The organism is Streptococcus sp. SR1, assembly GCF_000526075.1.
Taxonomy (GTDB): domain Bacteria; phylum Bacillota; class Bacilli; order Lactobacillales; family Streptococcaceae; genus Streptococcus; species Streptococcus halitosis.
This window is the reverse complement of the sequence record NZ_JATR01000023.1, coordinates 1-17,154: the sequence shown is the minus strand read 5'-3', so window position 1 is coordinate 17,154 and position 17,154 is coordinate 1. Positions and strand designations below refer to the sequence as shown.

Genomic DNA, 17,154 nt, shown 5'->3' with positions numbered 1-17,154 from the left:
TAGAAGAAAGAGGCTGGAAAAAGGGTTCCGCCTCTTTTTTACTTTTACAATTACAAGGTACGAAGCGCATCCTCTAGCGCTGTTTTTTGTTGGGTTTGGGTATCAATTTCTTTGATGATACGAGCCGGAACACCTGCTACTACCACATTTTCTGGAACATCTTGGGTAACGATAGCTCCTGCTGCAACAACTGAACCACTGCCGATTTGAACTCCTTCGATAACCACTGCATTGGCACCGATAAGAACATTGTCTCCGACACGGACTGGTTCAGCGCTAGCTGGCTCAATCACACCCGCCAAAACTGCTCCTGCACCAACGTGGCTGTTTTTCCCAACGATAGCACGACCTCCAAGGATGGCACCCATGTCAATCATGGTTCCAGCACCGATTTCAGCACCGATATTGATAACAGCTCCCATCATGATAACAGCATTGTCACCAATTTCAACCTGGTCACGGATAATAGCACCTGGCTCGATACGAGCATTGATCGCACGTTTGTCTAGCAAAGGAACTGCAGAATTACGAGCATCTTGCTCGACAACATAATCTTGATTTTCTACCAAACCTTCAAGAAGCGGAGCGACGTCCTTCCAGTCTCCGAATAAAACATTTCCTAGTTTGACAACAGAGCTAGGTACAGCAGTTGCAAGTTCTCCTTCAAAGGTTACTTTGACACTGGTTTTCTTTTCAGCATTGGCGATAAATTGGATAATTTCTTGAGCGTTCATTTTTGTAGCAGTCATAGGTGCCTCCTAGTTCGTTATAATGATACCTATTCTACCAAAAAAGGCCTCAAATTTGAAGCCTCAACTATCAAATAATCATCTTTACCTGGCTTGTTTTGCTTCTTCTACAGATAAGAAAATCATCGGAACGATAATCAACACCATAGCTAAAGCCAAAAAACCATCCATGACCAATCCCAGAAAAAGAACACTTAATAAAGCTGAAGAGAGCGGTTCGCTAGCACTCACCACTGATACAACCAGCGGGGAAACGAGTGACACAGCCTTCATAGATAGGAAGAAGGCAAAAGCAGTACCAAACACGGCAATCGTCAGACAAATCAGCACACTTACCAAATCCACTTGAAAACTTATCTGATAAATAGGGTAGAGGAAATTACTAAAGAGCCCTGCCAGAATCATCCCCCAACCAACAGTCGGAACAAATCCGTAGCGCCGTGCAAAACGCTGGGGTAGGATAACATTAAACATGACCCCTACTGCACTGAGCAACCCTGTCACTAGAGCCAAAGGTGTCATGGATAACTGGGACAAGTCCCCTTTCGTAGCCATCAAAAAAACACCTAGCATGGCAGTCAAAACATAGAAAACTGCTGTAGTCGAAGCCTTCTTCTGATAGATGATTCGATTGTAAAACAGGATAAAAACTGGGCTGATAAATTGCAAAATGGTCGCCGTCGTCGCATTCGAATACTCAACGCAGAGATAAAAGAAAAACTGCACAGAAAAAATACCTAGAATAGCATAGGCTAAAAAAGGTAGATAATTTTTCTTATCACGCCAGATGTCCAACAAGCGGCTACGCAACTGAAAAGCAGGTAAACCTAAAACCAAACTCCCTGCCACTAGTAAACGCATAGAAGTAATCCATCCAGAAGACACTGGATAATGAGTGAAAAAATACTCTCCTAAAATCCCACAAATCCCCCAGATTAGGCCTGAGAGTAGCGAGTATACTGTTCCCTTAACAATCTTTTTCTGATAATGATTCATATTATTATTGTAACACGAAACCAACAAAGAAAAAAGTAGCAACAAGGAGAAATTACTAACCTTGCTACTACTCTTTCTTAACGATTAAATAGACGTGAACGTCCTGAAGAACCACTTTGAGTATTGCCACTCGAACTTGAACTTCCAGAGCTACTGCTTGAACTTGAGCTTGGAGGAGTCACTGCTGGAATGCTTCCTAGAATATTCTTCCATGCGTTCAGATAATCTGCATCGCTTCCTCCAATAGCAAAGCGATAGGTGGTTACTGGTGCCCCTTCTTTAGTAGCCCAGTAACTTGTTACGGTAGAACCGGAAACGTTGACTTCTTTGCCATTAATTGAAACCTTGCCCGGTTTCTCCCCTGTCGACTTGAGAACTTGTGACTTGGTCACACTTGGATCCAGATTAAAGCGTTCATTCCCCCATATTCCAGGTTCAGCTTGCTGAATGGCATTGACCAAGTGGGCCATATAGTTGGCATTGCGGTAGTGACCTGCTCCTTTGGCTAGTGGTCGGTTGTCGTCGTGACCTAACCAGCCACCCAAAGTCAAGCGAGGTGTAGAAAGCATGAGCCACATATTTTCATCTTCATTGGTCGTACCAGTTTTTCCAATCCAGTCAGCACGAGCTAGGGATGGATTGATAGTCGTCAAGTCCGTCTGGAAACTTGAAGTAATCCGAGATGAGATAACATCGCGAAGCAAGCTTTGCATGATGGTCGCTGTCGCTTTTGAGTAAACTTGGACAGGTTTATCTTTATGTTCATAAACCACTCGACCATCTGTTGATTCGATCTTCGCAATCATATGTTTCTTATGGTAAACTCCGTTGTTGGCCAAAGTCTGATATCCGTTAGTATGCTGAGCAACTGTAACGTCAATTCCTCCGCCCATCGGTAAACTCTCAATACCATATTCTGGGATTTCGTAACCCATTTTTTCCATATAGCCTTTAACATCAACACCCTTCTCTCGAAGTGTACGATAAGTCCAGTAGGCTGGGATATTCCATGAGTAGTTAAGGGCCTCCCCTAACGTCATCATCCCTGTACCAGGACTATTGACATACATGATAGGATTGCCGTTTGAAAAGTTGGTCGGATAGTTTGATAAGATACTTGCACTTCCCATCAGACCTTGGTCGATGGCAATACTGTAAGCCAATATCGGCTTAGTAGTCGAAGCAGGAGAACGTTTTGTGTCGATAGCGTGGTTATTCTGATTTTTTTGATAATTGCGACCACCGACAAATCCAAGAATAGCTCCTGTTTGGTTGTCCATGAGGACATTCCCCACCTCAGGCTGTCCTGTCGAATCATCTAGCAGATAGCCGTAGGTTGCCACCGCATTTTGCATCGCAGCATGAACATTTTTATTGATAGTTGTCGTAATCTTATATCCACCATTTTCAATTTCCTTAGTCGCTAAATCACGATAAGCTTTCTGGATGGATTCATTCTTTTGCTCTTGTACAGAAACATTATCTCTCTGAATCAGGTAGTCATACATCCGATCAGTAGCTTCTGCCAAGGTTGCGAAGTAGAGATAGTCACGCGAAGTACCACTGACACTACCAGATGGTAGGAAGTCTTTCTTAAAGTCATAATCCTTGTACTTGTCGTAATCTTCCTGACTTAGAGCCCCTGTCCGGTACATATTATAGAGAACATCTCTAGCCCGTTTGACCCCCAGAGCCAAATCCTCCTCGCTCTTCATACTACCGTCAGATTCATAAGGGGAGTAACTGATTGGGCTCTGTGGCAATCCTGCGATAAAAGCTGCTTGAGGGACTGTTAAATCCGAAGCCTTAACCCCAAAAATCCCTTCTGCAGCCTGCTGGGCACCTGCAATATTTTGACCCTTGTGATTGCGTCCAAAAGGAGCAATATTAAGGTAGGTTGTTAAAATCTCATCCTTACCCATAGCCCGCTCTAAAGCTAGAGCATCAATGATTTCTTTGGCCTTACGAGCTAGAGTTGGAGCATCCCCCACCACTTGCTGCTTGATAACCTGCTGAGTCAAGGTCGAACCCCCACTGGATGACCCCAGACCAACAAAAGTTCCCAAAGTCGCACGAATAACGGCCTTAGGCACGACTCCCTTGTGCTCATTGAAATGCTCGTCTTCTGTCGCAATGATAGCTTTCTTAAGGTTGTCTGAGATAGCATCTGAAGCGACTGAAGTGCGCAACAAATCGCCCTCGATCGAGGCAATGGTACTGCCGTCAGAATAAGTGATTTCTGAGATAGAGGCAATATCCTTCACTTGCTTGACCAACTCTTCTGCTTGAGGTACTTGGGCCTTGTCAAATAGAGCGACTCCATAACCCATAGCCACCCCAGCACCAAACAGTCCACCGATAAAACCTAGGATAAAGAGAGTATTAAAGACTATTTTAAACCCACTCAAAACCTTAGCAAAATTAGATCCTGCCCTTCCAACTTTGTCAGAAGAGGTCCCCTTTTTACCGGTTTTCTTATCAGCTAGTTTTTCTGCTAGTCTTTTCTTCCATTTTGCAATTCGTTGCGTTAGCTGCTGGAAAACATGCAGTATTTTTGTTTTTAATTCATTAATTCTTTCTTTCATGAATGTCCTCACTTTCTCTATTATACCATAAAAGGTAAACTTTCAATAAAATAGCCACTTTCTTCCCTATTCCACTAGGCTATTGCCCAAGTTTGTGATACAATAGGTAGAAACAATATTTTAAAAAGGAGAAAAGACATATGCACATTTTTGATGAGCTAAAAGAGCGTGGTTTGATTTTTCAAACGACTGATGAAGAAGCTTTGCGCAAAGCCCTAGAAGAAGGTCAAGTTTCTTATTATACCGGCTATGATCCAACTGCTGACAGCCTTCACCTAGGCCACCTTGTCGCAATCTTAACCAGTCGTCGCTTGCAGTTAGCAGGTCACAAACCTTATGCGCTCGTTGGCGGTGCTACAGGTCTCATCGGAGATCCGTCCTTCAAAGATGCTGAGCGTAGTCTCCAAACAAAAGACACAGTAGAGGGCTGGGTCAAGTCTATCCAAGGACAACTTTCTCGTTTTCTTGACTTTGAAAATGGGGAAAATAAAGCTGTCATGGTCAACAACTACGACTGGTTTGGCAGCATCAGCTTCATTGACTTCCTCCGTGATGTCGGAAAATACTTCACTGTCAACTACATGATGAGCAAGGAGTCTGTGAAGAAACGGATTGAAACAGGGATTTCTTACACTGAGTTTGCCTACCAAATCATGCAAGGGTATGACTTCTACGTCCTTAACCAAGAGCACAACGTAACGCTACAAATCGGTGGTTCTGACCAGTGGGGAAATATGACCGCAGGTACCGAATTGCTTCGTCGTAAGGCTGACAAGACTGGTCACGTGATTACTGTTCCACTCATCACAGACGCAACTGGTAAGAAATTTGGTAAATCAGAAGGGAACGCAGTCTGGCTCAACCCTGAAAAGACTTCTCCATACGAAATGTACCAATTCTGGATGAACGTCATGGACGCTGACGCTGTTCGCTTCTTGAAGATCTTTACCTTCTTGTCACTGGACGAGATTGAAGACATCCGCAAACAGTTTGAAGCGGCTCCACACGAACGCTTGGCTCAGAAAGTCTTGGCTCGTGAAGTCGTTACACTTGTTCACGGCGAAGAAGCCTATAAGGAAGCCCTCAACATCACCGAGCAACTCTTTGCTGGAAACATCAAAAATCTTTCTGTTAAAGAACTCAAACAAGGACTTCGTGGCGTGCCAAACTACCAAGTACAAGCAGACGAAAACCATAATATCGTGGAACTCCTCGTGTCATCTGGTGTGGTGAACTCAAAACGCCAGGCCCGTGAAGATGTTCAAAATGGAGCCATCTACGTCAACGGCGACCGTATCCAAGACCTTGACTATGTCTTGAGTGATGCAGATAAGTTAGAAAATGAACTAACTGTTATCCGCCGCGGTAAGAAAAAATACTTCGTCCTTACATACTAAGAGAGCAGACTGGAGGCATTTGCCATCCAGTCCTTTTTTTGCTAGACTAAAACTATGAATACAAACCTCAAACCAAAACTCCAGCGCTTTGCTTCTGCTAGTGCCTTTGCCTGTCCTATCTGTCAAGAAAATCTGACCTTAGTAGAGAGCAGTCTCAAGTGTAGCAATCACCATTCTTTTGACCTGGCAAAATTCGGCTATGTCAATCTGGCACCTCAAATCAAGCAATCTACCAACTACGACAAGGAAAACTTCCAAAACCGCCAGCAAATCCTTGAAGCTGGTTTTTATCAGGCTATTTTAGAAGGTGTCTCCGACTTACTAGCCACTAAACCATCCGCAAAAACAGTCTTGGATATCGGCTGTGGCGAAGGTTTTTATTCTCGTAAACTCCAAGAAACACACTCTGACAAGACTTTCTACGCCTTTGATATTTCAAAAGATTCCGTTCAAATCGCTGCCAAGAGCGAACCCAACTGGGCGGTCAACTGGTTTGTCGGTGATCTGGCTCGCCTTCCTATAAAAGACGCCAGCATGGATATCCTGCTTGATATCTTCTCACCTGCCAACTATGGGGAATTCCGTCGCGTTTTATCCAAAGATGGTATCTTGATTAAGGTCATCCCGACTGAAAATCACCTCAAGGAAATCCGTCAAATGGTGCAGGACCAGCTGACAAAGAAGGATTATTCCAACCAAGATATCAAGGAACATTTCCAGGAACATTTCAGCATCCAATCTAGTCAGATTGCTTCCTTAACAAAACCTATCTCGGCTGAGCAACGCCAAGCCCTGCTTGCCATGACGCCTCTCCTCTTTCACGTTGACCAAACCAAGATTGACTGGAGTCAGTTGACTGAGATTACCATCGAAGCAGAGATTTTAGTTGGGAAAGCAGTGTAAATAAATCTTTCAATAAGACAAAACCCGCACCTCAAAAAGAGGTGCGGGTTTAAATCGCGATTTTTCAACTGTCTATCCGAAAAGTGGAAAAAATTTTAACCTCTCCATTTATTTTCGATTCGAAATAACAAATTTATCAATGAATAATAAGTGAAATGAGGCAAGTGTAATCCCCAAATAGCACCCATGATAAGAGATTTCTTGATGGGTAAGTGGAAAAAGAGTACGATTCCCCATCGAGAGTGATAACAAAACCACAAATAGTATCCAAAATAAATCAGTCCATTTATATTTTGAAAAATATTTTTTCCACATAAAAACACCTTCTTTCTTCACCACAATGCTATTATAATACAAATTATAAGCGGATACAAGAAATACGAGGTCATCAACTACGAAGAATCATGAGACTGAAATACAGTAAAAAGCAGTATTTCTAAAACTTCAACGTATCTATGATTTATCTCTTTTTAGACCTGATTGGCTAAAATCCACATCATTCAAAAAAGCGAATTTCAATTGAAATTCGCTTTTTTTACAAAGTGATTAGTATAAATTTTGTATCTTAGTTCAAGTGCCAGATATCTTCGTTGTACTGAGCGATTGTACGGTCAGATGAGAAGAATCCTGCTTTGGCAATGTTAACGATGACTTTATCCAACCATGCGTCGCGGTCTTCGTAATCAGCAAGCATTTGCTCTTTGACTTTAATGTAGTCTTCCAAGTCAAGGAGAGTCATGAACCAGTCTTTGTTGATCAATTCATTGTAAAGACGTTCCAAGCGTTCTTTCTTACCTACTGCAAGAACAGCATCGCTCACGATGAAGTCAACCAATGGTTTGATAGCTTTACGAGCGTAGAATTCGCTTGATTTGTAAGCTGCTTTTGCGTAAAGGTCGATAACAGTTTCTGAATCTTCACCAAAGATATAGATGTTTTCGTCTCCAACCAACTCAGCGATTTCCACGTTAGCACCGTCCATAGTACCAAGAGTCAAGGCTCCGTTCAACATGAATTTCATGTTACCAGTACCTGAAGCTTCTTTAGAAGCAAGTGAGATTTGTTCTGAGATGTCACATGCTGGGATGAGGAAGCTTGCTGCAGTAACGTTATAGTTTTCAACCATGACGACTTGCAAGTGTGGAGCTACTTCTGGGTCGTTTGCAATCACTTCTGACAAGCAAAGGATCAAGTGAATGATGTCTTGGGCAATTGTGTAGGCAGGTGCTGCTTTACCACCAAAGAAGACTGTGATTGGACGAGCAGGGATGTTGCCAGCCTTGATATCAAGGTATTTGTGGATGACATACAAAGCGTTCATTTGTTGGCGTTTGTACTCGTGAAGACGTTTGATTTGGATATCAAAGATAGAGTTTGTATTGATTTCCACACCTTGGTGATCTTTCAAGTGACGAGCCAATTTACGTTTGTTGTGAGCCTTGATGCTTTCCAATTTTTCTTTGACAGCAGCCTTGTCTTCGTATGACAAGAGTTTTTCAAGCTCATCTGCTTCATGGTGCCAACCACGGCCAATAATCTCATCCAAGTAGTGAGACAGTCTTGGGTTGGCATGCATAAGCCAACGACGGAATGTGATACCGTTTGTTTTGTTGTTGAATTTTTCTGGGTAGATGTCGTAGAAAGCTTTCAACTCTGAGTTCTTCAAGATCTCAGTGTGAAGAGCTGCAACTCCGTTAACGCTGTATCCATAGTGGATATCCATGTGAGCCATGTGAACACGTCCGCTCTCATCGATGATTTGAACAGCTGGATCTTTGTATTCTGCTTTCACACGGCGGTCCAATTCTTTGATGATTGGTACCAAGTGAGGAACCACTTCTTCCAAGAATTCAAGAGGCCATTTTTCAAGGGCTTCAGCAAGGATTGTGTGGTTAGTGTAGGCAGTCATGCTACGAACGATAGAGATTGCTTCATCAAGTTCGATACCACGCGCAGTCAAGAGACGGATCAATTCAGGGATCACCATTGATGGGTGAGTATCGTTGATTTGTACAACTGCGTAGTCCGCAAGGTCATGCAAGTTGCTTCCTTTTTCGATTGCTTCGTCGATGATCAATTGCGCACCGTTTGAAACCATGAAGTATTGTTGGAAGATACGGAGCAATTCACCTTGCTTGTCGCTATCGTCTGGGTAAAGGAAGAGAGTCAAGTTGCGAGCGATATCTGTCTTGTCAAAGTTGATACCATCTTCGATGATAGAAGAATCAACTGAATCCAAGTCAAACAAACGCAAGCGGTTTTTAGTAGCTGTCTTGTAACCAGGTACATCGATATCGTAAAGAGTAGATGTCAATGTGAAGTGTGCAAATGGCACTTGGTAGCTACGGCTTGAGCGTACCAACCAGTTTTGCTCTGTCAACCAAGCGTTAGGAATCGTTTCTTGTTGGTTGTTTTTAAGAACTTGTTGGAAAAGACCAAAGTGGTAGTTCAAACCAACACCGTCACCATTCAAACCAAGTGTAGCGATTGAGTCGATAAAGCAGGCTGCCAAACGTCCCAAACCACCGTTACCAAGTGATGGTTCCAATTCTACTTCTTCGACTTCGATCAAGTCTTTACCTGCAGCTGCAAGTTCTTTTTTCACATCGTCGTAAAGGCCAAGGTTGATCAAGTTATTTGACAAGAGTTTACCAATCAAGAACTCAGCTGAGATGTAGTAAACTTTTTTCTTACCAGTGTTGACTGGTTTTTGACTGCTAGCAAGTTTGCTGTAGTTGAGAAGAGCAAGGTAAAGCTCTTCATTGCTACATTCTGCAATGGTTTTATTGTAACGCTTTTGTACAAATTCTTTTAATGGTAACATGTTTATGTGTCTCCTGATAATATCTTATTTCTTTAATTCTACCAAATTTTCATTGATTCGGCGATAAATTGTAGTCAAGTCAAGCAAAGTTTCTTCAACAGCTGGTGTGAGTTGATCTGCTGTCATACGCCATGACCAGTTTCCACCAAGAGTAGATGGGAAGTTCATACGAGCTGACTCATCTAGTTCTAGCAAGTCTTGCATAGTGGCAATAGCCATGAAGCTAACAGATGAAAAGACTGTGCGAAGCATTGCGTGTGGCACTGTTTCATACTCTTTACGGTTCGTGTAGCGCGCCATGTATTCACGAGTTGGATCGTCGATTTCATTACGGTACCAACCAAGAACCGTATTGTTATCGTGTGTTCCTGTATACATAACAGAGTTGGCAGGTGCCAAGTGTGGGCTATCAATACTTTCGTCTTCTGGATTGAAGGCGAATTGAAGAATCTTCATTCCTGGGAAGCCAGTGCGTTCACGCAACTCGATGACTTCATCTGTCATGAAACCAAGATCTTCTGCGATGATGTTTAGCTCACCAAGCTCTTCCTTAACGGCTGCAAAAAGCTTGTAGCCTGGACCTTTCACCCATTTACCAGGTGCTGCTGTATCGGAACCAGCAGGAATTTCCCAGTAAGATTCGAAACCGCGGAAGTGGTCGATACGAACGATATCGTAGATCTTGAAGCTTTCGCGCAAGCGTTCAATCCACCATTTGTAACCATCTTTATCCATTGCTTCCCAGTCATAGATTGGGTTCCCCCAAAGCTGACCAGTGGCAGAAAACTCATCTGGTGGGCATCCTGCGATGCAAGTCGCTTTACCAGTGGCATCTGTCTTGAATAGATGTGGATTTGCCCACATGTCGCTTGAATCTTCCGCTACGTAGATTGGCATATCTCCAACAATCTCGATGTGGTTGTCGTTAGCGTAGGCTTTCAACTTCAACCATTGTTGGAAGAAGAAGTATTGAGTCACACGGTGGTAAACCAACTTGTCTGCCAATTTCTCACGGTAGCTTTCAAGTGCTGAAGCTTTACGCGCACGAGCGTCTGCATCTGGCCATTCTGTCCAAGCAAGATTGTCAAAATGCTCTTTGATAGCCATATATTCTGCGAAGAGTTCGAGCCATGATTGGTTGTCTTGAGCAAACTTCTCAAAATCTTTGACATCACCCACTTTCAAGAAGCGTTTAACTGCTTTTTCTAAAAGTGGACGACGTGCGTAATAAATCTTCGCATAGTCAACTTCAGATGCATCGCTACCAAAGTCAACACCTTCAAGGTCACTAGCTTCCAACAAGCCTTGCTCTACCAAGATATCAAGGTCGATAAAATGCGTATTTCCAGCAAAGGCTGAGAATGATTGGTATGGAGAATCTCCATAGCTTGTTGTCCCAAGAGGGAGGATTTGCCAGTAACGTTGCTTCGTACGAACCAAGAAATCGACGAAATCATAGGCAGTCTGACCAAATGATCCAATCCCGTATGCTCCTGGTAGAGAAGAGATGTGCATCAACACACCACTTTGACGTTTTTTCATAATAGCACCTCATGTGTTTGTTATAAAACGTTGCGCAATCAAGGCGCAAACGTTTGCGTTGAATTAAGTATAGCGTATTTCAAAGACAAATGCAAGCGTTTTTAAAAATTTTTTTGAATTATTTTTATCTAACTAAAACTTATTCCCACTGATATTTTACGAAATAAGCGAAAAAATTTTTAAAGATTTTCTGATTTAAGATAATTCATTCCGAACGTCTGCTATATTTTCTGAAAATCGGGCTAAATTAACGCAATCGTTTCCCTTGGTTTTCACAAAATAAGAAAATCAGTGTTTAGGATATTTTCTTCCTATTAAAAGTAATCATATCCACTTCCAAACCTTAAAAATTTTTTAAAATTTTTTCAAAAAAACCTTGCAACCGTTTTCTATTTGTGTTATACTAAGCTCATAAAGGAAAACGTTTGCGTTTCCCGAATAAATTATAACTGTTATTCTTTAGGAGGAATACACTATGTCATCTAAATTCATGAAGAGCGCTGCTGTGCTCGGAACTGCTACTCTAGCTAGCTTGCTCTTGGTAGCTTGCGGAAGCAAATCTGCTGACAAAGCAGCTGATACTAGCTCTTCAGAAGCGAAAGAAATCACTTTCTACGTTGAAGACCAATATAAAGCCTTTGCTGAATCAGCTGCAAAAGCTTATGAAAAAGAATCTGGCGTAAAAGTTACTATCAAAACAGGAGACCAAATGGGTGGTCTTGACAACCTTTCTCTAGACAACCAATCTGGTAAAGCTCCTGATGTTATGATGGCTCCATACGACCGTGTAGGTAGCCTTGGTACTGACGGACAACTTTCAGAGGTTACTCTTAGTGATGGTGCAAAGACAGACGATAAAACAAAATCACTTGTAACTGTTGGTGGTAAAGTCTATGGTGCTCCAGCTGTCATCGAATCACTCGTTTTGTACTATAACAAAGATTTGCTTAAAGAAGCTCCTAAAACATTTGCTGATTTGGAAAACCTTGCTAAAGACAGCAAATACGCTTTCGCTGGTGAAGATGGCAAAACTACTGCCTTCCTAGCTGACTGGACAAACTTCTACTACGCATACGGACTTCTTGCTGGTAATGGCGGTTATGTATTTGGCCAAAACGGTAAAGATCCTAAAGATATCGGACTTGCAAACGACGGAGCAATCAAAGGTATCGAATATGCTAAATCTTGGTACGAAAAATGGCCTAAAGGTATGCAAGATACTGAAGGAGCTCCAAACTTAATCCAAACTCAATTCCAAGAAGGTAAAACTGCTGCTATCATCGATGGTCCTTGGAAAGCTCAAGCATTCAAAGATGCTAAAGTAAACTACGGTGTTGCGACTATCCCAACTCTTCCAAACGGTAAAAACTATGAAACATTTGGTGGTGGTAAAGCTTGGGTTATCCCAGCAAGCACTAAGAACCTTGAAGGCGCTCAAAAATTTGTAGACTTCCTAGTTTCAACTGAACAACAAAAAGCGTTCTACGATGTAACAAACGAAATCCCAGCTAATACTGAAGCTCGTACTTATGCTGAAGGCAAAAAAGATGAGTTGACCACAGCCGTGATTGAACAGTTCAAGAATGCTCAACCAATGCCAAACATCTCTCAAATGTCAGCTGTTTGGGACCCAGCTAAAACAATGCTCTTTGAAGCTGTAAGTGGTAAGAAAGATGCGAAAACAGCTGCTAACGATGCTGTAACATTGATTAAGGACACAATCAAACAAAAATTTGGTGAATAATTGATTTGTTCAAGGGGGGTGGAAGCAAAATCCCCCTTTGAATTTATAGATACGCTTATTATCATACGCACGTATCTTACGATTGAATCCGAGTTTTATCTCGCATCCTATGAAAGGAGTAATCATGGAAAAACAACAGCCTCGCAAAGCAGCCTTGCTGTCAATCATTCCTGGTTTAGGACAAATTTATAACAAACAAAAAGCGAAAGGTTTTATTTTCCTTGGTGTTACTGTTTTATTTGTTCTGTATTTTCTAACACTTGCAAGCCCTGAATTGAGCAATTTGATCACACTTGGTGACAAACCTGGTCGTGATAATTCACTTTTTATGCTGATTCGTGGTGCTTTCCATTCTATCTTTGTTGTCGTTTACTTACTCTTTTATATCTTTAATATCAAAGATGCACATACGACTGCTAAACGTATCAATAACGGTATTCCTGTAGCTCGTACCTTCAAGGACATGATTAAAGGAATTTATGAGAATGGATTCCCATACCTTTTAATCATCCCATCATATGTAGCGATGACATTTGCGATTATCTTCCCTGTTATCGTAACCTTGATGATTGCCTTTACCAACTATGACTTCCAACACTTGCCACCAAACAAATTGTTGGACTGGGTTGGTTTGACCAATTTTACGAACATCTGGAGCTTGAGCACCTTCCGTTCAGCCTTTGGTTCTGTTCTTTCTTGGACCATTATTTGGGCCTTGGCTGCTTCTACCTTGCAGATTGTCATTGGTATCTTTACAGCAATCATTGCCAACCAACCATTTATCAAAGGAAAACGTATCTTCGGTGTTATTTTCCTTCTTCCTTGGGCTGTTCCAGCCTTCATCACTATCTTGACATTCTCAAACATGTTTAATGATAGTGTCGGTGCCATCAACACCCAAGTCTTGCCTCTTTTGTCTAAGGTCCTTCCTTTCCTAGATGGAGCTCTTATCCCTTGGAAAACAAATCCAACATGGACTAAGGTTGCCTTGATTATGATGCAAGGCTGGCTAGGATTCCCATACATCTACGTTTTGACCTTGGGTATCTTGCAGTCTATTCCTAACGACCTCTACGAAGCGGCTTACATCGATGGTGCTAATGCTTGGCAAAAATTCCGTAACATCACTTTCCCAATGATCTTGGCTGTTGCAGCTCCAACATTGATTAGCCAATACACCTTCAACTTTAACAACTTCTCTATCATGTATCTCTTTAATGGTGGAGGTCCTGGTACTGTCGGAGGCGGAGCCGGTTCAACTGATATCTTGATTTCATGGATTTACCGTTTGACAACAGGTACATCTCCTCAATACTCTATGGCGGCAGCTGTTACCTTGATTATCTCAATCATTGTCATCTCTATCTCTATGATCGCATTCAAGAAACTACACGCATTTGATATGGAGGACGTCTAAGATGAATAACTCAATCAAACTCAAACGTAGACTGACTCAAACCCTCACTTACCTCTACTTGATTGGCCTATCAATCGTGATCATCTACCCACTTTTGATCACCATCATGTCCGCCTTCAAAGCAGGTAACGTCGCAGCCTTTAAACTAGATACTAACATCGACTTCAATTTTGATAACTTTAAAGGGCTCTTCACCGAAACCTTGTATGGCACTTGGTACCTTAATACTTTGATTATTGCCTTTATCACAATGGCTGTTCAAACAAGTATCATCGTACTTGCTGGTTATGCCTACAGCCGTTACAACTTCTTGGCTCGTAAACAAAGTTTGGTCTTCTTCTTGATTATCCAAATGGTGCCAACCATGGCCGCATTGACCGCCTTCTTCGTTATGGCGCTTATGTTGAACGCCCTTAACCATAGCTGGTTCCTCATCTTCCTCTACGTCGGTGGAGGTATTCCGATGAATGCTTGGCTCATGAAAGGTTACTTCGATACCGTACCAATGTCTCTTGACGAATCTGCAAAACTAGATGGTGCAGGACACTTCCGTCGCTTCTGGCAAATTGTCCTTCCGCTCGTTCGCCCAATGGTGGCTGTACAAGCCCTCTGGGCCTTCATGGGACCTTTCGGGGATTACATCCTCTCTAGTTTCTTGCTTCGTGAGAAAGAATACTTTACTGTTGCCGTTGGTCTCCAGACCTTCGTTAGCAATGTGAAAAACATGAAGATCGCCTACTTCTCAGCAGGTGCTATCCTCATCGCCCTTCCAATCTGTATTCTCTTCTTCTTCCTACAAAAGAACTTTGTTTCAGGACTTACAAGTGGTGGCGACAAGGGATAATTTATCCCCGCCACCCTTTTTCATTTTATACTCTTCGAAAATCTCTTCAAACCACGTCAGCTTTATCTCCAACCTCAAAGCTGTGCTTTGAGCAACCTGCTACTAGCTTCCTAGTTTGCTCTTTGATTTTCATTGAGTATTAGAAATTGTTACTGTAAATAATATTCTTGCAACAACAAGCAATTTATCTCCTAGACTTGAAATAAAGCACATTTCTCTATATAATAATACTCATATAGAAAACACTTTTAGAAAGATGCCTATGCTTCCATATCCATTCTCGTATTTCTCTAGTATCTGGGGATTTCGTAAGCCCCTATCAAAACGTTTCGGCCTCAACTGGTTTCAGCTTCTCTTTACGAGCATTTTCCTCATCAGCTTGTCTATGGTTCCGATTGCCATTCAAAACAGCTCACAGGAAACGTATCCACTGGATACCTTTATCGATAATGTCTACACTCCACTGACAGATGAAGCCATCATGGACTTGTCAGAGAATGCACAAATCGTTGATGGAAAGCTGAACTACTCAGGTACGAAGAATCGGCAGCCTTCTCTTTTGATTGGCCCAAGCCAAAGCAAAGAATTGCCAAAGGACCTACAACTTCATTTTGATACGGAAGAACTCGTCATCAGTAAGGAAAGTAAGGAATTGACTCGCATTCGCTACCACGCGATTCAAACGGGGAGTTTCCAGAGTAAGGAAGATCTAACCCAGGCCATTTCTAAAGATTGGTACCAACAAAATCGGGTCTATATCAGTCTCTTTCTCGTTCTTGGTGCTAGCTTCCTCTTTGGATTGAATTTCTTCATTGTCTCTCTTGGAGCTAGTCTTCTCCTTTATATCACCAAAAAATCACGCCTCTTTTCATTTAGGACCTTTAAAGAGTGCTACCATTTTATCTTGAACTGTTTAGGATTACCCACTCTGATTACGCTTATTTTGGGACTTTTTGGCCAAAATATGTCAACCCTTATCACTGTACAAAACATTCTTTTTGTTCTTTATCTGGTCACTATTTTTTACAAGACACATTTCCGTGATCCAGATTATCATAAATAGGAGATTTTTATGCCCGTGACGATTAAAGATGTGGCTAAGGCAGCAGGTGTCTCACCTTCCACTGTTACCCGCGTCATTCAAAATAAATCAACGATTAGTGATGAAACCAAAAAACGAGTTCGCAAGGCTATGAAGGAACTCAACTACCATCCCAACCTCAATGCTCGTAGCTTGGTAAGTAGCTATACTCAGGTTATCGGCCTGGTGCTTCCTGATGACTCGGATGCCTTTTACCAAAATCCTTTCTTCCCATCTGTCCTACGAGGGATTGCCCAAGTCGCGTCTGAAAACCACTACGCTATTCAGATTGCAACAGGAAAAGATGAGAAAGAACGTCTCAATGCGATTTCTCAGATGGTTTATGGCAAGCGTGTTGACGGTTTGATTTTCCTCTACGCTGAAGAAGAAGACCCTCTGGTCAAACTAGTAGCCGATGAGCAGTTCCCTTTCCTAATTCTCGGAAAATCTACTTCACCCTTTATCCCTCTTGTTGATAATGACAATGTACAAGCTGGCTTTGATGCAACAGAGTATTTCATCAAAAAAGGATGCAAACGAATTGCCTTCATCGGGGGTACAAAGCGACTCTTCGTAACGCAAGATCGTCTAACTGGCTATGAGTCCGCACTCAAACAACACCAACTTCCGATTGATACCAACTTAACCTACTTTGCGACCGAATTTCTAGAAGAAAAAGGTTATCAATTCAGTGAACTTCTGTTCAATCACGATCCGCAGATTGACGCTATCATCACAACCGATAGTCTCCTAGCAGAAGGAGTTTGTGACTACATCAGTAAGCATCAGTTAACTGTTCCTGTCTTGAGTTTCGACTCTGTCAATCCTCGACTTGACCTCGTAGCTTATGTCGATATCAATAGTCTGGAACTCGGGCGCGTTTCCTTTGAAACCATTCTCCAGATCATCAACGATGCTAAAAACAATAAACAGATTTGTTACCGCCAGTTGATTGGACACAAAATTATCGAAAAATAAAGACCAGCCCCAGTGAACTGCACCCCAAAAGTTAGACAGAAAAAATCTAACTTTTGGGGTGTTTTTATTATGAAATTAACTTATGATGATAAAG

General features: G+C 42.1%; 13 protein-coding genes. 7 read left to right on the top strand and 6 right to left on the bottom strand.

The features are described 5' to 3' along the window. Positions 1-50 precede the first annotated feature (50 nt). From dapD to pbp1b, 3 genes are all read right to left on the bottom strand, one after another. Complete coding sequence (dapD, locus tag HMPREF1518_RS08025; protein WP_033585438.1) at positions 51-749, bottom strand: 2,3,4,5-tetrahydropyridine-2,6-dicarboxylate N-acetyltransferase; 699 nt, start codon at positions 747-749, stop codon at positions 51-53. Between the two features lie 84 nt (positions 750-833). Continuing rightward, positions 834-1,745, bottom strand: coding sequence for a DMT family transporter (locus HMPREF1518_RS08020; RefSeq protein WP_033585536.1), 912 nt, complete (start codon positions 1,743-1,745; stop codon positions 834-836). Positions 1,746-1,822: 77 nt separating this feature from the next. Further along, the gene (gene pbp1b / locus HMPREF1518_RS08015; protein WP_033585436.1) at positions 1,823-4,330 is read right to left on the bottom strand and encodes a penicillin-binding protein PBP1B; all 2,508 of its coding nucleotides are present in this window, start codon (positions 4,328-4,330) and stop codon (positions 1,823-1,825) included. A gap of 140 nt (positions 4,331-4,470) precedes the next feature. Here pbp1b and tyrS point away from each other — a divergent pair, with 140 nt between their 5' ends. Together tyrS and HMPREF1518_RS08005 are read left to right on the top strand one after the other, a co-directional pair. Beyond that, entirely contained in the window at positions 4,471-5,727 is a 1,257-nt protein-coding gene (gene tyrS, locus HMPREF1518_RS08010; RefSeq protein ID WP_000546907.1) for a tyrosine--tRNA ligase, read from the top strand. A 54-nt stretch (positions 5,728-5,781) separates the two neighbouring features. Continuing rightward, entirely contained in the window at positions 5,782-6,630 is an 849-nt protein-coding gene (locus HMPREF1518_RS08005; protein WP_001095500.1) for a putative RNA methyltransferase, read from the top strand. A 108-nt stretch (positions 6,631-6,738) separates the two neighbouring features. Here HMPREF1518_RS08005 and HMPREF1518_RS11010 read toward each other — a convergent pair whose 3' ends face one another. The 3 genes from HMPREF1518_RS11010 to malQ all read right to left on the bottom strand — a co-directional run bounded on the left by HMPREF1518_RS11010 (position 6,739) and on the right by malQ (position 10,996). After that, positions 6,739-6,945 carry a hypothetical protein gene (locus HMPREF1518_RS11010; RefSeq protein ID WP_033585434.1) on the bottom strand — a complete coding sequence of 69 codons (207 nt, stop codon included), beginning with the start codon at positions 6,943-6,945 and terminating at the stop codon, positions 6,739-6,741. Positions 6,946-7,195: 250 nt separating this feature from the next. Then, the gene (glgP, locus tag HMPREF1518_RS07995) at positions 7,196-9,454 is read right to left on the bottom strand and encodes a glycogen/starch/alpha-glucan family phosphorylase (protein ID WP_033585432.1); all 2,259 of its coding nucleotides are present in this window, start codon (positions 9,452-9,454) and stop codon (positions 7,196-7,198) included. Between the two features lie 24 nt (positions 9,455-9,478). Then, complete coding sequence (gene malQ, locus HMPREF1518_RS07990) at positions 9,479-10,996, bottom strand: 4-alpha-glucanotransferase (RefSeq protein WP_033585430.1); 1,518 nt, start codon at positions 10,994-10,996, stop codon at positions 9,479-9,481. 475 nt (positions 10,997-11,471) lie between these two features. Here malQ and HMPREF1518_RS07985 point away from each other — a divergent pair, with 475 nt between their 5' ends. The 5 genes from HMPREF1518_RS07985 to HMPREF1518_RS07960 all read left to right on the top strand — a co-directional run bounded on the left by HMPREF1518_RS07985 (position 11,472) and on the right by HMPREF1518_RS07960 (position 17,060). Further along, the gene (locus HMPREF1518_RS07985; protein ID WP_033585428.1) at positions 11,472-12,740 is read left to right on the top strand and encodes an extracellular solute-binding protein; all 1,269 of its coding nucleotides are present in this window, start codon (positions 11,472-11,474) and stop codon (positions 12,738-12,740) included. Positions 12,741-12,864: 124 nt separating this feature from the next. Then, on the top strand, positions 12,865-14,157 hold the full coding sequence (locus HMPREF1518_RS07980) for a sugar ABC transporter permease (protein WP_000414941.1): 1,293 nt from the start codon (positions 12,865-12,867) through the stop codon (positions 14,155-14,157). 1 nt (position 14,158) lies between these two features. Continuing rightward, the gene (locus HMPREF1518_RS07975; RefSeq protein WP_001065640.1) at positions 14,159-15,001 is read left to right on the top strand and encodes a sugar ABC transporter permease; all 843 of its coding nucleotides are present in this window, start codon (positions 14,159-14,161) and stop codon (positions 14,999-15,001) included. 262 nt (positions 15,002-15,263) lie between these two features. Beyond that, entirely contained in the window at positions 15,264-16,064 is an 801-nt protein-coding gene (locus HMPREF1518_RS07965; protein WP_000938245.1) for a DUF1189 domain-containing protein, read from the top strand. Between the two features lie 9 nt (positions 16,065-16,073). Next, positions 16,074-17,060 (top strand): LacI family DNA-binding transcriptional regulator, encoded by a 987-nt coding sequence (locus HMPREF1518_RS07960; protein ID WP_001145428.1) that lies wholly within the window; start codon positions 16,074-16,076, stop codon positions 17,058-17,060. The last annotated feature ends 94 nt before the right edge of the window (positions 17,061-17,154 follow it).

Bases quoted from the DNA above. Each gene is read 5' to 3' on its own strand.
- dapD (WP_033585438.1), bottom strand. From the start codon at position 749: ATGACTGCTACAAAAATGAACGCTCAAGAAATTATCCAATTTATCGCC.
- HMPREF1518_RS08020 (WP_033585536.1), bottom strand. From the start codon at position 1,745: ATGAATCATTATCAGAAAAAGATTGTTAAGGGAACAGTATACTCGCTA.
- pbp1b (WP_033585436.1), bottom strand. From the start codon at position 4,330: ATGAAAGAAAGAATTAATGAATTAAAAACAAAAATACTGCATGTTTTC.
- tyrS (WP_000546907.1), top strand. From the start codon at position 4,471: ATGCACATTTTTGATGAGCTAAAAGAGCGTGGTTTGATTTTTCAAACG.
- HMPREF1518_RS08005 (WP_001095500.1), top strand. From the start codon at position 5,782: ATGAATACAAACCTCAAACCAAAACTCCAGCGCTTTGCTTCTGCTAGT.
- HMPREF1518_RS11010 (WP_033585434.1), bottom strand. From the start codon at position 6,945: ATGTGGAAAAAATATTTTTCAAAATATAAATGGACTGATTTATTTTGG.
- glgP (WP_033585432.1), bottom strand. From the start codon at position 9,454: ATGTTACCATTAAAAGAATTTGTACAAAAGCGTTACAATAAAACCATT.
- malQ (WP_033585430.1), bottom strand. From the start codon at position 10,996: ATGAAAAAACGTCAAAGTGGTGTGTTGATGCACATCTCTTCTCTACCA.
- HMPREF1518_RS07985 (WP_033585428.1), top strand. From the start codon at position 11,472: ATGTCATCTAAATTCATGAAGAGCGCTGCTGTGCTCGGAACTGCTACT.
- HMPREF1518_RS07980 (WP_000414941.1), top strand. From the start codon at position 12,865: ATGGAAAAACAACAGCCTCGCAAAGCAGCCTTGCTGTCAATCATTCCT.
- HMPREF1518_RS07975 (WP_001065640.1), top strand. From the start codon at position 14,159: ATGAATAACTCAATCAAACTCAAACGTAGACTGACTCAAACCCTCACT.
- HMPREF1518_RS07965 (WP_000938245.1), top strand. From the start codon at position 15,264: ATGCTTCCATATCCATTCTCGTATTTCTCTAGTATCTGGGGATTTCGT.
- HMPREF1518_RS07960 (WP_001145428.1), top strand. From the start codon at position 16,074: ATGCCCGTGACGATTAAAGATGTGGCTAAGGCAGCAGGTGTCTCACCT.